General features: G+C 42.0%; 13 protein-coding genes. 11 read left to right on the top strand and 2 right to left on the bottom strand.

The window, feature by feature from the left end; all coding sequences use genetic code 11:
* Positions 1-58: 58 nt before the first annotated feature.
* Positions 59-730 (bottom strand): tetratricopeptide repeat protein, encoded by a 672-nt coding sequence (locus ACFWMP_RS02390; protein WP_042187471.1) that lies wholly within the window; start codon positions 728-730, stop codon positions 59-61.
* A gap of 192 nt (positions 731-922) precedes the next feature.
* Between ACFWMP_RS02390 and ACFWMP_RS02385 the strand changes: the two genes are divergently transcribed.
* The 3 genes from ACFWMP_RS02385 (at position 923) to ACFWMP_RS02375 (ending at position 3,499) form a co-directional block, all read left to right on the top strand.
* On the top strand, positions 923-2,479 hold the full coding sequence (locus tag ACFWMP_RS02385) for a stalk domain-containing protein (RefSeq protein WP_379421813.1): 1,557 nt from the start codon (positions 923-925) through the stop codon (positions 2,477-2,479).
* Positions 2,480-2,567: 88 nt separating this feature from the next.
* A complete protein-coding gene (locus ACFWMP_RS02380) occupies positions 2,568-3,161 on the top strand; it encodes an LOG family protein (protein WP_379421812.1) in 594 nt (197 codons plus the stop codon).
* 173 nt (positions 3,162-3,334) lie between these two features.
* On the top strand, positions 3,335-3,499 hold the full coding sequence (locus tag ACFWMP_RS02375; protein WP_188114458.1) for a hypothetical protein: 165 nt from the start codon (positions 3,335-3,337) through the stop codon (positions 3,497-3,499).
* Between the two features lie 72 nt (positions 3,500-3,571).
* Here ACFWMP_RS02375 and ACFWMP_RS02370 read toward each other — a convergent pair whose 3' ends face one another.
* Complete coding sequence (locus ACFWMP_RS02370; RefSeq protein WP_042187476.1) at positions 3,572-3,784, bottom strand: hypothetical protein; 213 nt, start codon at positions 3,782-3,784, stop codon at positions 3,572-3,574.
* 182 nt (positions 3,785-3,966) lie between these two features.
* Between ACFWMP_RS02370 and ACFWMP_RS02365 the strand changes: the two genes are divergently transcribed.
* From ACFWMP_RS02365 to ACFWMP_RS02330, 8 genes are all read left to right on the top strand, one after another.
* Entirely contained in the window at positions 3,967-4,560 is a 594-nt protein-coding gene (locus ACFWMP_RS02365; RefSeq protein WP_379421811.1) for a manganese efflux pump, read from the top strand.
* A 329-nt stretch (positions 4,561-4,889) separates the two neighbouring features.
* Positions 4,890-5,492 (top strand): hypothetical protein, encoded by a 603-nt coding sequence (locus tag ACFWMP_RS02360; RefSeq protein WP_379421810.1) that lies wholly within the window; start codon positions 4,890-4,892, stop codon positions 5,490-5,492.
* A 136-nt stretch (positions 5,493-5,628) separates the two neighbouring features.
* Positions 5,629-6,984: an ABC transporter substrate-binding protein gene (locus tag ACFWMP_RS02355; protein ID WP_379421809.1), complete on the top strand. Its 1,356-nt coding sequence runs from the start codon at positions 5,629-5,631 to the stop codon at positions 6,982-6,984.
* A gap of 156 nt (positions 6,985-7,140) precedes the next feature.
* Complete coding sequence (locus ACFWMP_RS02350; protein ID WP_042187483.1) at positions 7,141-8,094, top strand: carbohydrate ABC transporter permease; 954 nt, start codon at positions 7,141-7,143, stop codon at positions 8,092-8,094.
* Complete coding sequence (locus ACFWMP_RS02345) at positions 8,091-8,954, top strand: carbohydrate ABC transporter permease (RefSeq protein WP_094868591.1); 864 nt, start codon at positions 8,091-8,093, stop codon at positions 8,952-8,954. Before ACFWMP_RS02350 ends, ACFWMP_RS02345 begins: the two co-directional genes overlap by 4 nt.
* A gap of 83 nt (positions 8,955-9,037) precedes the next feature.
* Entirely contained in the window at positions 9,038-10,762 is a 1,725-nt protein-coding gene (locus ACFWMP_RS02340) for a sensor histidine kinase (protein ID WP_379421808.1), read from the top strand.
* Positions 10,763-10,795: 33 nt separating this feature from the next.
* Positions 10,796-12,142, top strand: a complete 1,347-nt coding sequence (locus ACFWMP_RS02335) for an ABC transporter substrate-binding protein (RefSeq protein ID WP_076282869.1) — start codon at positions 10,796-10,798, stop codon at positions 12,140-12,142.
* 16 nt (positions 12,143-12,158) lie between these two features.
* Positions 12,159-13,757 (top strand): response regulator, encoded by a 1,599-nt coding sequence (locus ACFWMP_RS02330; RefSeq protein WP_339247532.1) that lies wholly within the window; start codon positions 12,159-12,161, stop codon positions 13,755-13,757.
* Positions 13,758-13,832 lie beyond the last annotated feature (75 nt).

Here is a 13,832-nt window from a genome sequence, read left to right as displayed (position 1 = left end):
AGATCATTTCTGATAATCAGAAGTGATCTCCGTTTTTTGGGTTAAGGAGTCGTCAAGTTTATTTCATCTTGGCGAAAAAGCTGCGCAACGCCCAACCGCGCTCCTGCCGTTTTTTATATTTAGGAAGTGAACGATAAACAGCGGTGGACTCTTCGAAAGCTCGTTTCGCATCCTCTGATCTGCCAAGCGCTTTATACATCGAACCAGCCAGATAATACGCCTCAGAAGAAGAAGACTGGATTTCTTGATACTGAGTAACGTAATGCAATGCTTTATCATGATTCGTATGGCGGAAAGTTTCCGCTAACCAAAGATATGGCTGTCCATATCGAGCCTTACGGTTGATCTCCAGACCACGAAGCATTTGTGCTTCGCCTTCCTCCAAAGCGCCTAGCTTAAGATTCACATGTCCGAGTTCTACCCAATATTCAGCAGATTGTTCATAACGGTCCTCGATTTGCAGTAAGAGATCCTTCGCTTCCCTGTATTTTTTACGTTCTGTCAAACTCCGCGCTAAATCAAATTTGGATGAAACATCATTAGGATTTAAAGAAATGGTTGTACGTAACTTGGAAATTTGACGCATTCTTTTGAAGGGCTTTGTAATGCTGGGGAAGATGCCCACATATCGCCGATCCAAGAAATACAAGATAAGAAGCAGGATGAATATAGCCAGAAAAGGGTTGCCCACTAATCTGAAGAGCAGTAAAACACCTATAAATTTAAGCATAACTTCCCTCCATAATCATTTGGTTCCGGTATTGCGATTGAAAAGAGTAGATCCAAGGCAGCGTAATTATAACATAATTCAAAGCAATCTGAATCCCAGGATTTTAAAATTATACAACTTTGAGCAGCTTAATAGCGTCTTAGTGTAAGATGAATAATAATTACAATAATATCATAAGAAGGGAAAAACAAGATGGACTTATTAGCAAGGAAGCTACAGCTGTTTAGTTTGGCTGTTTGTTCTACTTTTATGGCTGTTACGTCAGTCCCACAAGTGATAAGCGCGGATCCCTCATCCGCGAAGCTGAGTGGAATTAAGGAGATTGTTGCCACTTCTGGATTTTGGGGAGGGAGCTCCTTCGCACTGGGGACTGACGGAACCGTATGGTCTTGGGGGAGCAATGTTTTTGGACAATTTGCAAATGGAACTGCAGGTCCTGAAGGGTGGACGATTACTCCCCATAGCATAGCAGCGCTTGATCGTACGAAGCAGTTAGAGATCGGTGGAATTTATTATGTTGCGCTGAACGAAGACGGGACGGTTAAAGCTTGGGGAGATTACCGGGATAAGAATGCTATAGAAGCAGGCAATGGGGTAAGCACTAAACAGTACAAGGTGCTGCTTCCTCAGGTTATCTCTGGGATGACCGATGTAGTCAGTATAGCTTCAGGCATACACAATACCTTAGCTTTGAGAAAGGATGGAAGCGTACTCCAGTGGAATCCTCCAGAAATCACTGATTTAGGTTTTACAGCGTTGCCTGCTGCTACCAAGGTTCAGGGTTTAAGTGAGGTAATGTGGGTCGGTAACAGTGACTATCAGGCCGCAATTCGAACCAACGGTACTCTTTGGATTTGGAGCGCTAACCCGCAAATAGAGAATACAAAAGCGGTGAAGAAGCCGACCCCAGTCAAGGATTTATATCATGTGAAGTCCGTTTCTATGAACTGGAGGAGTATACTGGCGTTAACTGAGAATGGAAGTGTCTGGGCAACGGTTGACAGCAATAATTATAACGAAATCATGATGAAGAAGATGCCAGGTCTTACGGATATTGTATCTGTCCAGACGAAAAATGGGTTCAATCTTGTTGCCAATAAAAAAGGAGAATACTGGGTATGGGAAGCTGGCACTTTATTGCAAGGTCTGCAAAAGATCACAGTCATAAAGCCGATCTCCAAACTTACGCTGGATTTAGGTGGCTTTGTAGCTGTTAAAAAAGATGGCACCGTGTGGACTTGGAGTACCCAATCATCAACCGACAGTAAATGGGTCTTTACTAAACCTAAACAAATCAAAGGCTTGAGCAATCCGATTTCTTTTGCCACGGGGGAAAATAGTAAATATGCAGTTTTGAAGGATGGGACAGCATTAGCTTGGGGGACGAATATGTTTGGTCAACTTGGTATCAGTGCGCTTGATTCACCTCCTTTTACTATATCACCTATCTTGAAGCCTGTTACTGTAATCGTGGATGGGAAGAAGATCGACTCCGCGCAATCTGCTATATTCTTGGATGGAAGTGTAAGAGTACCGATCAGGGAAGTGGCGGAAAATCTGGGCTACACCCTCTCATGGGACGGCGATATGACGCTCTTGAAAGAAGGTAAGAAAATCATCTTTAAAGAGGGAGCCATTAAAGTAAGTTATGCATCACTTGTTCCAGCGGCAGCTTTGGCTAAGGCACTAGGTGTTACTGCAGAGTGGAATAGTAAACTGTACCAATTAACGATACAAACAAAAAGATGACTTTCATTTAACACTTATTTTAATATTCTGATGTACAATAAGTGAATTATCTCAATTGAACCATAATAACCAGTCTGGAGTGATAGGTATGGCTTTTACAATATGTGTGTTCGCCGGTTCGAATCCAGGTCTTAATTCAGAATATACAGAAATGGCTAGAGAGTTGGGTTATCATATAGCTGCACAAGGTTGTAGGCTGGTTTATGGAGGTTCAAGAAATGGCCTGATGGGACAGGTGGCAGACGGAGTGTTGGCAAATGGTGGTGAAGTCGTCGGTATCATGCCAGTGGATCTTTTTAAAGATGAAATCAGGCATTCTGGGCTAACGAACCTGATTGAGGTTTCTAGTATGCATGAACGAAAGGCCGTTATGAGCGGTATGGCTGATGCGTTTATTGCCCTGCCGGGTGGTCTCGGAACCTTTGATGAGTTATTTGAAATTCTATGCTGGATGCAGATTGGGATTCATCAGAAGCCTATAGGGCTGCTGAATATAAGAGGTTATTTTAATCCACTGTTAGCCATGATCACTCACAGTGTAAGTGAAGGGTTTGCTCCAAAAAATGCGTTGAAAATGTTAGATATGAACTCTGATCCCGAATATTTGCTTGAACTGATGAGAGGTCAAGTTGATCATAGTAATAAAGATTTTGGGAACGCTAGATTTCCATCACAGCGTTGAGAAAATGAGCAGAAATTAAACAACCTCCAGCTGTTTTACAGCTTGGAGGTTGTTTTCATATGAACATGTGATAAACTTGTTTCGGTCTATATGTTGCTGGGTAAGTAACTTTTAAGTAGTAGTGGTTGCTCCGTGTATTTCAGGAAATGATTACCTAAGGAGGTTGGAATTCAATGAATGTGATGGTACATAATCTTATGGCTTACAATCATCAGTTTTTTAGACCTCAGCCCGTGGTCAATCCTAAACAAGAGAGATCTAATAAGAAGAAGCAGAGTTTTCAGGAAGTCTTGAATGAAAAAATGAAAGTGTATGGCACATACAAAAATATTAAGTAAGAGCTACTACATATGTCTGCTGAAAAAAGCCGGAACGCATTGATCCCAAGGGTCACTGTGTTCCGGCTTTTTTTAGGGTCTAACCTCATAAAATTGGCAACTCTTACGAGCGTAATAAGTCAGATCGCTAACCCTCGACTGAATAACTACATCAGAATCGGTGAAGCGGACAACAGTGGCCCCTGAATTCACCAAATGATCGTCCTGAAATACACGAACAGGTAGTTTGCGGTCAACGGCTTCTTGGAAATCGCTGTCTGTTAGCAGCGGGCGGTTAATTGGCATAAGTATTTAACTCCTTTTGATCATTTAATGAAGTTAGAAATAAAAATAGTATACCTGTGGAAGCATGAGAAATCCAATATAAATGAAGCTGACGAACATTTTATGAGTAGCACATTTGGACAAAATTCTATACGCCCATCCCAGACATAACATAGTTATGAATGTATTAAGGGGGTCTAGATATGCATTGGCTTTCCATCATCATTATTGGGTTGGCTTCAAATTTGGATAACTTAGGAATAGGCGTTTCCTTTGGTGCTAGGTCCACAAGAATTACACCATTTTCTAATCTGATTATTGCTGTTCTGTCGATGCTGGCTACCTTCCTTTCAATTACCTCAGGAGAATATGTATCAGAATATTTCTCGGAGGCACTTGGCAATGCCATCGGTGGCTGCTTGATTCTGTTTATGGGAATCTGGAGTATTAGAGCTGTGCATAAAAAACCAACTTCAAATGTAAGCATGGATATAGAGAGCAACGTCCTCAGCACATCTTCTACAGATACTGGCTATCGTCATGTTTTAAAATGGCAAGAATCGATTTGGCTTGGTGTGGCGTTGGCTATAAACTGCATTGCTACAGGCTTTGGAGCAGGGATCAGCGGCGTGAACGCAACATTCACAGCGATCTCAGTGGGTGCCTTTTCGTTTATCACTGTTGCTGCCGGAATGAAAATCGGGAATCGAATGTCCAAAACCTGGCTAGGCAAACATTCTGATCTTATCGGTGGATTGTTATTAGTAGGCATAGGTCTGTATGAAATATTGATTTAAGGAAGGTCAAAGATACGAAGTAAATGTTTAAGACCACATTCAATTGAATGTGGTTTGTTAGCAACGATTTTTGAATGCTTGCTGGAAAATCTAACGAAAACAATCACAAACCGTTAATCGTGGAACTCATATCGACGGCATTGTAGATGTAGTTAGCTGCAGCGGTACATTCGTAGTCTCTTAACAATGTCCTACCCTATCACCCGGTTTTTGGATATACTTGGTATATTAATATATTGGAGGTCAGACATTGAAAAAGAAGATTATCGAAACTTTAGGGCATAATGCTACCGATGACAGCGCGCAAGCTACAGAGCTGGAGAAGAGGCATGAATAGAAAAACACTTTATTTGATGCTCCTAGTTATATCTTTATCAGCATGTTCTTCAAATGTGCAGAATACACCACCGGAACCCACGAAATCACCCGAAGAAGTCAATAAAGCATTATCCGGTCTGATTGAGGAGAGGGATGAGTTTGGAGAATTCTCAGTCTATTATGCACAAACAACCATCGATAACATAGACAAGAATGATTTTTACGTTTATTTCATAAAAAACGAAGAAGGTATTGTCTCAAATCTTCATTATGTGGTTGATTATATAGGTAATCGTCAGATTGACACAAAGTGGATTAAGATTAGAGCAGATGATGAAGTTTTTGAAGTTACTAATAATGCGGGAATTCTAATAAAGAAATCATTTTCTTATAGTACTGTACGTGAAGTTTATGAAGATACTGTTTATCTTAAAGATTTAAAGATGATAAAGGCGATGGCTAATGCCGAGAAAACAATTGTGCGATTGACAGGATTGGGTTTATACCAGGAAGACATAGTACTGAGTAAACGTCAGAAACAGGCCATGCTAAACGTTCTCAGAGCCTATAAAAACGCTGGTGGGGAAAACAAATTTTATGGTAATGAACTTTGAGTCCTCTTATGAGGGCTTTTTTTAATTGAATCAGAAGTATTTCCACCATAAATCGGAAGTTTGCCTCCTCAAAAAAAGAATATAAACCCTGTACACTAAATCTTGTAAGAGAAACCTTTGAAAGGGGTACAGGGGAATGAATAAAGTAAAACACTTGGCGCTTTCGTTAGTCGCTATCATGCTTGTAGGTTCACTGGCAGCATGCGGAGGCAACAAGGCCGAGAATAATGCATCGAGTAAAAATACAGGTAACAACGCAGCAAGCACAAGTGAACCTGCAAAAGACGAGGGTACTGAGCCTGCTGAGAAAATCGAACTTTCTTTCTGGACACTCGGTAACGTGAACTACGAGGATCTAGCGAAAGAGTACACGAAGGAACATCCAAACGTTACGATCAAGGTTCAAAATACCGGTGACCAAACGGCTCACCATAATAATTTGACCACTGCTTTATCGGCTGGTTCGGGCGCACCAGATATTTTCCAACTTGAAATCGGTTTCATGGAGCGTTTTATCAATGCACAGGATAAATTCTATAACCTGAATGATTTCGGAGCCAAAGATATTCAAGCGAACTATCTGGATTGGAAATGGAAACAAGCCTCTTCCGTAGATGGAAGCTTCCAGCTGGGTCTTCCTACAGATATCGGTCCAACGGTTGTGTATTACAGAACAGATTTGGCTGAAGAAGCAGGATTGCCAAGTGACTCCGAAGGATTTGGCGCAGCGATTGATACTTGGGACAAGTTCGCAGCTGTAGCCAAAGCATTCAAGGAAAAGACAGGCAAACCGTTTGTAGACCTTACTGATCTTACATTTAACGCATTACGTGACCAATCTGCGGATGAAATCTATTTCAGCAAAGCGGATGGCAGCTTTATCGGAGACACTAATCCGCAAGTTCGCAAAGCTTATGATTTCACAGTTAAAGGTATCCAAGAAGGCTGGATCAGCAATGTGATGCTCTGGTCTCCTGAATGGGGACAAGGGATGAACGACGGATCATTTGCAGTGGTTATGGGACCTGCTTGGATGGCAGGAAATGTTAAGAGTAATGCTCCAGACTCCACTGGCAAATGGAAAATTGCGCAGCTTCCAGAAGGTGCTGGTAACTGGGGTGGTTCGTTCCTGACACTCCCTAAAGAAGGTAAGCATTCTAAAGAAGCTTATGACTTTATCGCATGGATGGATAACAAGGATAATCAACTGGAATCATTCAAAACTAAAGGATTGATGCCTTCTATACCTGCCCTGTACGAAGATCCGGCATTCGTAGATTTCAAGGATGAATTCTTCGGTGGACAACAAACGGCTGTTGAATTTGGTAAAGCTGCTAATCGTGTAAAACCTGTATACTACGGTCCTCTTCATGACCAAACCGATACCTTCTTCAAAAATGCACTGAAAAATGTGCTGGAGAAAAAGGCTGATCCGGCTAAAGAGTGGGATGAAGCTGTAAAACAAGCGAAAACACTGGTTGAACGCAGCTAAGATTTCTAATAAAAGCACTCTATTTCTAGAAGGTCCGGATTCATGGAGAACGGTATTCTCTATGAATTCGGATTTATCTCGCATAAACGCTTAGCGTCCTTATAGAGACGGCAAAGACGTTTTTGCTTAATACGTTAGATTACCTGGAGGTGTGACATGGCTGAGCCTGTTATTTCGAGTCCGCATGCCGAGAGCAAGCGCCCGTTTTTAACTGAACAAAGAAGGAGCCGCATCACCGCTTATACTTTCATTTCTCCTTTTTTTATTCTGTTCTCGATATTTGGACTATATCCGATCTTCTTTACGATCTACCTCTCATTCTTTAAATGGGATGCCTTGAATCCTATGAAATTTGTAGGAATGAAAAATTATGAATTGGTCACAAGCGACCCTACCTTTTGGATTTCTTTTAGCAACACCTTAATTATGGGACTGCTCGGAACTGTTCCACAGATCCTATTGGCGCTTTTAATTGCCGTATTGTTGAATTCGGGGATGACTCGTTTCAAGAAAACATTCCGCGTTCTCTTTTTCATGCCCAATATTACGTCTATCGTTGCGGTTACCCTAGTGTTTAGTACGCTGTTTGGGAACAACGGGATGATCAACTGGATGCTCAGTGGTTTAGGACTTGATAGTGTGGCCTTCAACTCTGGCTGGTGGGGGGTCAAAATCGCGATCTCAACCATGGTGATGTGGCGCTGGACAGGGTATAATGCCATTATTTTTCTATCAGGACTTCAAAGTATTCCAACGGATTTGTATGAAGCAGCCCGTATTGATGGAGCGAACAGAAGGCAACAATTAACCTTCATTACATTGCCATTACTGAAACCGTTCATCGTATTTGTCACTTTGCTATCGACTATAGGCGCCCTGCAGCTGTTCACTGAGCCTTATGTATTCTTAGGACAATCAGGAACGGGATCTACACGCCAGGAAGGCATCACTATGGTTACCTATTTGTACAGCGAGGCATTCCGCAATGGATTCTTCGGTACGGCGGCGGCTACGGCAGTCCTGTTGTTTGTGGTTACGATTATATTTTCTGTCCTTAATATGCTGGTTTCAAGCCGCATGGGTGGAGATACAGGAGGGGGTAAAGCGTGAGTACTGTGCGTCTATTAAAAAAAGATCCGGATGATCTTGGGATTTTCGGCAAAGTAGGATTTTATCTCATTCTGATTCTTGGTGCACTCGTGTCCATCTTTCCTTTTTACTGGATGTTTGTAGTTGGCACAAATGATAGGGGCGCAGTATTCCATGTACCCCCTTTGCTTACGGTTGGGAACCAGTTTTTTGATAATTTCCAGCGGGTTCTAGATAAAACGGATTTCTTCCAAGCCCTTGGAAACTCATTATTCGTCTCGTCTATGGTAACCATATCGGTCGTATTTTTCTGTACACTTGCTGGTTATGCTTTTGCTAAATATGAATTCCCGTTTAAAAATATTCTGTTTTACTTTGTTATTGCCACTCTATTTGTACCCCAGCAGCTTGGTGTGTTACCTACTTATGTAATTATGGCCAAGCTCCACTGGATCGACTCTTTCAAGGCGCTGATTGTTCCGGCTATGGTTAATGCCTTTGGGATCTTTTGGATGCGGCAGTATATCTCTACAGCTGTACATACGGAACTGATCGAAGCTGGACGGATTGATGGCGGAGGACATTTCCGGATCTTCTGGAACATCGCCATTCCAGTTATCACTCCAGCTATGGCAACATTAGGAATACTGAATTTTATGACCGTATGGAATGACTTCTTCTGGCCTTTGGTTGTGTTAAAGAACCAAGAACATTTTACAATACAAATCGCGCTCCAGCAGTTATTCTCCAATCGCGACGGTCTGGATTATGGAATGATCATGTCAGCTACGTTTACGGCGACCTTGCCACTGCTGATCGTCTTCCTGTTATTTAGTCGTTGGGTAATTGCAGGACTAACCTCAGGAGCTATTAAGAGCTGATTTTACTTTTAACATTTACAAGGGAATGGGCGGTTTCGTGAAGAATACTAGAGGACAGAGACAGCAGGGGGAAGGGGAATACCATGAAGCTCCGCCGTAAAATCTTGTTCGCTATTATTCTTCTCGTCTTTATTCCAGTGATTCTGATGGGGATTGTTACTTACGTTAACTTCTCTAACGCTATGGAGAAAAAATCAAGTAACTTCTACTGGGTTTCACTGCTCGAAACGGATCGAAAGCTCAAATTCGCACTTAGTGAAATCTCCTCGATCACAAATTCTGCGATCACACAACCGGTTATTCAACAATCGCTCAAGCAGACTAACTTTGTGCTCACCTATGATCGCAAGCAGGAACTCAACAATTTACTCATTAATCATCCGATGATTACTTCATTTAGTTTATATAGTAAAGATCGGTTGCTTTATCAATACAATGCGCCGATGTCCTTTGAGGAGATGAAGAAGCAAAGCTGGTTTCATACTATGGAAAGCGCTGAAGGGCGCCCCGTATGGTCAGGACCTGGTGAGAACGGTTCGGCGTTATCGGGCCATCCGGTACTTGTGCAAGCCAGAGTAATCAAAGATTATTATTCTCTTGAAGATATAGGCTATTTGGTCGTGAATGTTAAACCTGATTTACTGGATCAGATTTTCTGGGAGGCAGCAACTCTTAAGAAGGGTGATATTCTGCTGGTGAACAAGCTGGGGAATATCGTTTTTAACAAATCCGGTGAACATATTGGGCAGCGCACGCAGTTCCCTTTTTTAGAAAATGATTATGCCAAGGAACAAAACTATTACATCGACAACTATCAGGGGGAAAAATCACTCATAACCTTCCTTCCTTCACATAATAAAGACTGGTATTTGGCAGCGATTACACCGATGAATCTAATCTCTTCGGAATCTATATCTATTCGTAATATTGCGATTATTTTGAGTACGGTTTCATTGTTATCCGCCATTTTGTTTGACCGATATTTTGTTAGAAGGCTCGTTTATAGCATTAACAGCGCGGTCAACGGGATGAAACGAGTGAAGCAGGGGATTTTTACACCTATCACTACACGATATCGTGCGGATGATGAAAGTGATTTTCTGATTGATGGCTTTAACCGGATGAGCACACAGATCAACGAATTGATTGTGCAAGTGCAGACGGAGCAGGGTCGCAAAAAGGAAGCGGAAATGAAGGCATTAATGGCGCAGATTAATCCTCATTTTATTTACAATTCACTAGAATCGATTAATTCGATGGCCGTGCTGCAAGGTAATAAAGATATTAGTAAAATGGTCATTTCACTCGGCAAGCTGCTGCGAATCAGTATTAGTCAGAATCAAGAGCTGATACCGCTGCAAATGGAGTTTGAACATGTTCGTCATTATCTGGATATTCAGAAGTTCCGTTTCGAGGATAAATTTTCGTATATTATAAATCTTCCTGAGGGTCTTAGAACGTTTATGACTCAAAAGCTGATTGTTCAGCCCATTGTAGAGAATGCATTGTACCATGCGATTGAACCGATGGAGGACCCTGGAATCATCGAAATCACAGCCTATGAAATGGGTACGGATATGATCATTATCGTAAAAGATAACGGTCCGGGCTTCGACTTAGCCAAGATGATGAATCTATGGGATAACGAGGGAGGCGGCCAGAAGAAATATAGTGACAGTGGTGTAGGGCTTAAGAATGTTCATGAGCGCCTGAATATCAGATTCGGCAGTCCATATGGCTTACTTGTGTGTTCATCCCCTGGATTTGGTTCAACGATTCGAATCCGAATACCAAAAATACTGCCATAATCGATCATACAGAGGAAACAGGGGGAGATTGACATGAAGTGGTTATTGAAGTGGGGCTGGATGTGGATATATCTAGTGCTGATATCTGGCGCTGTTCTATTTATTACGTTAGGAGATCACGAACCGATTGAAGATAATTCACCAGAAAAAATAACGCTGACTTTCCGTCACTTCTGGATCAAAGAGCATGATCGTCCACTGCTGGCTATCTTTGAAGAGATCGTGGATAAATACCAAATTGCGCATCCGAATGTGAAAGTCAATTTTGAAGGACTAGACCAGACGATACACCGTGAACAAAAGCTGAAAAGCGAGATGGTTACTGGCACGCCACCAGATATGTTCGTCTTATTTGGTGGAGCTGAAATAGAGCCGTACGTGCGCTCCAATCGGCTGGTTGATCTGACTGATTTTGTCCGAGAGAACGGTCTAACCAATCAATTCAAGGATCTGCATCTATGGACCTTTGACAACCATATTTATGGATTGCCCATCGAAGGAAACGCTGAACCACTGTATTTCAATAAGACTATTTTCAACAAGCTTGGTCTAGGGGCGCCTACAACGCTTCAAGAACTCGATGATGTCATACTGAGGCTCAAGGCTGGAGGATACATTCCGTTTGCACTCGGGAACGAGGATCGCTGGCCTGCCGGGATCTTTGCACATTATTTAATGGATCGTTATGCTGGCTCCGAAGTGTTCCAAAAGCTAATCACAGGTGAAGATCAAGCGAGCTTTCAGAATGAGTCCTATTTAAAGGCTTTTGAGCATTTGGATCAATGGATAAAAGAAGGTGCCTTTAGTCCCCAGTCTAATGATCTCTCAACTGAAAATGCAGTCGGTTTGTTTACAAGCGGCAAGGCTGCGATGTATTTAAACGGGAACTGGGATATCAATTTATTTTCTGGTAGTGCGGCTCCAGCAGATTTTCAGAATGAGGTAGGCGTTATTCCATTTCCTGCCTTGAAGCAAGGAGAGGAGCCTTCGATTGCGGGGGGATATACCATCGGCATCGGTCTTTCCTCCGAACTAAATGGAGCTAAACGGGAAGCCGCATTGGATCTTATGAAGGCTTTTTACACGCAGGAAGTTCAGACCCGAATTGTATATGAAGGACTGAGAATTCCATCCATTCGTATTGCTTTTGATCCGGAGAAGACCGGTCCGGTATTCGCGCAAGTGATGGAAATGATGGAAGTGAACCGCAAGAGCTTTGTGCCTTACGATAACGTATTATCACCTGAAGTTAAGAAAATGTTCCTAAGTGTCATCGAAAAAATGATTAACGAAGAAATGTCTGCAGATCACGCTTTAAAGCTAGTGCAGGCATCATCGATGGAATACTGGAATCTGATCCAAAACTCAAGTGTTCAATAAGCATGGAGGTGCTGGAATGGATGAGATAGAAGAGAAATATAAAGTACTGCTCGTAGATGATGAGCCGATAATTCTTCGTAGTCTAAAAGTAGCTATTCCATGGGATGATCTTCAGATGGAAATTGTTGGAGAGGCTCGAAATGGAGAACTAGCCCTCCGCTTAATAGAAGAAACTACACCGCATATTATAATCAGCGATATCCGTATGCCTGTGATTGACGGAATCACTTTGATGAAGGAAGTATTACCAAAGAATTCTAAGCTGGTATTTATCTTTATTAGTGGTTATGGGGAGTTCGAATATGCGAGAGAAGCTTTGCGTCAAGGAGCCTTTGATTATTTGCTGAAACCCATCGACCATGACGAACTGGTTGAAATGCTATACCGAGCGAAAACGAGGCTGGATGAGCAAAAAGAGAACGATCAGATGATGCATTCCGTTCAGATGCTGTCGATGCTAGCTCGTGAACGGATGTTTGCTGAAATTACTTTGGGAAATGCAAGGCCGCTTGAACACCTGAAATGGCTGGAGAACAGTGAACTTGAGAGTGGATATTTCATGGCTGTTGTCCAATTGGATGATTATTCTGTGCTTACTGGGCAGTGGAGTGTGGAAGAAAAGCGGCTGTGGCTGTTTGCGATCCGTAATATTGTTGAAGAGTGGTCGCTGGAACATGGAGTACTTACAGTCTTTCCTTTTCATAACGGGGAGTGGATATTGCTCTTTCCTGGATCTTTAAGCGCGAGCAGAAGAGAACTAGGTGAACATTTAATTACAGGGATCAAAAGATACTCCAAGCTAAGCTGCTCTGTAGGAATCAGCCGCTGTACACAAGGGATTGATCAATTAAGTACGGTGTATCCATTGGCTGCGAAGGCTTTGTATCAACGTTTCTATTATGGTCTTGCCGGGGTGTATATAGATGAGGAAACAACCTTCGCAGGCAATACAGAAGTGAAATATCCAAAAGAACTGGAGACCTCGTTGATAGAGAGTATTCGTACCTTGAATAGAAACCAAATGTCATCATTGTTTGATGAGTTGGCATTATATATTGAGGCTCAAGCTATTCCTAAAGAGATAGCAGAACGTCTTCTTGTGGAAATGGTTGTTGTGTTATACAGACATTTTGAACATTTGAATCTAAATTCGGATTGGTCTCTACATGGATTACTAAGTAAGCTGCACCATTTGGTTACCTTGAGTGAAATGATGTCTGCGTTGAAGGAAGAATTTGGGGAGCGATTGGATCAAGGTAGTAAACCTGTGAATCGGGAAGACACACGCAGTTCCATCGAGAAGACGAAACGTTATATCGAGAGTAATTACTATAAAGACTTAAGTATTGAAGAAGTATCGGAGCTTGCCGATCTTAGTGTCAGTCATTTTTGTACTTTATTTAAACAAATAACAGGCTATACGTTCTTGGAGTATGTGACTCACTGTCGAATGGAGAAGGCGAAGGATATATTGCAAAGTAGTAATGTGAAGGTATATCAGATCGCTCCACTAGTTGGTTATCAGGATCCACGATATTTTACTCAAGTCTTTAAAAAAGCTAGCGGTCAGACGCCTACGGAATATCGTGAAGAGCATACGAGGCAGGTTAATTAACGAAGAAGTACACAGATTGCATAGCAAAAGGGGGAAAATAGGGCATAAGTATGACATTTATCATACCCTTTACTT

It is taken from the genome of Paenibacillus sp. NPDC058367 (assembly GCF_042723305.1).
Taxonomy (GTDB): domain Bacteria; phylum Bacillota; class Bacilli; order Paenibacillales; family Paenibacillaceae; genus Paenibacillus_AQ.
Note: the sequence above shows the minus strand (reverse complement) of the source record. Positions and strands in the feature narration are given on the sequence as shown.

Coding starts and splice junctions, on each gene's coding strand:
- ACFWMP_RS02390 (WP_042187471.1), bottom strand. CDS start 730: ATGCTTAAATTTATAGGTGTTTTACTGCTCTTCAGATTAGTGGGCAAC.
- ACFWMP_RS02385 (WP_379421813.1), top strand. CDS start 923: ATGGACTTATTAGCAAGGAAGCTACAGCTGTTTAGTTTGGCTGTTTGT.
- ACFWMP_RS02380 (WP_379421812.1), top strand. CDS start 2,568: ATGGCTTTTACAATATGTGTGTTCGCCGGTTCGAATCCAGGTCTTAAT.
- ACFWMP_RS02375 (WP_188114458.1), top strand. CDS start 3,335: ATGAATGTGATGGTACATAATCTTATGGCTTACAATCATCAGTTTTTT.
- ACFWMP_RS02370 (WP_042187476.1), bottom strand. CDS start 3,784: ATGCCAATTAACCGCCCGCTGCTAACAGACAGCGATTTCCAAGAAGCC.
- ACFWMP_RS02365 (WP_379421811.1), top strand. CDS start 3,967: ATGCATTGGCTTTCCATCATCATTATTGGGTTGGCTTCAAATTTGGAT.
- ACFWMP_RS02360 (WP_379421810.1), top strand. CDS start 4,890: ATGAATAGAAAAACACTTTATTTGATGCTCCTAGTTATATCTTTATCA.
- ACFWMP_RS02355 (WP_379421809.1), top strand. CDS start 5,629: ATGAATAAAGTAAAACACTTGGCGCTTTCGTTAGTCGCTATCATGCTT.
- ACFWMP_RS02350 (WP_042187483.1), top strand. CDS start 7,141: ATGGCTGAGCCTGTTATTTCGAGTCCGCATGCCGAGAGCAAGCGCCCG.
- ACFWMP_RS02340 (WP_379421808.1), top strand. CDS start 9,038: ATGAAGCTCCGCCGTAAAATCTTGTTCGCTATTATTCTTCTCGTCTTT.
- ACFWMP_RS02335 (WP_076282869.1), top strand. CDS start 10,796: ATGAAGTGGTTATTGAAGTGGGGCTGGATGTGGATATATCTAGTGCTG.
- ACFWMP_RS02330 (WP_339247532.1), top strand. CDS start 12,159: ATGGATGAGATAGAAGAGAAATATAAAGTACTGCTCGTAGATGATGAG.